We start from the raw sequence: 223 nt of genomic DNA, 5'->3' as shown, positions 1-223 counted from the left end.
TTGGATTAACTTCGTTAATAGCAGTAGTACCGTCTGTCTTAGCTGTGTCTACTTCTGCATTTGTTGTTGCATTATCAACATTTGCTTTTGCTTCTGTAGCTTTAGCATCAACATCTTTTTTAGCAGCGTCTTTTTCTTCTGCTGTCAATTCATTACGTGCATCGATGGCTGCTTTCTTAGCAGTTGCTGCATCTTCAATAGCGTTCTTAGCAGTTGTTTTAGC

The 223-nt window shown here is 39.0% G+C and carries 1 protein-coding gene; it reads right to left on the bottom strand.

Annotation, left to right across the window (positions count from 1 at the left end; all coding sequences use genetic code 11):
• Positions 1-223, bottom strand: a 223-nt coding sequence (locus tag E4T68_RS09175; RefSeq protein WP_135126098.1) for a DUF1542 domain-containing protein, incomplete at both ends; no start/stop codon positions are given.

This window comes from Granulicatella sp. WM01, assembly GCF_004570605.1.
Classification (GTDB): domain Bacteria; phylum Bacillota; class Bacilli; order Lactobacillales; family Aerococcaceae; genus WM01.
The sequence above is the reverse complement of the archived record's forward strand: the minus strand, read 5'-3'. Positions and strand labels throughout refer to the sequence as shown.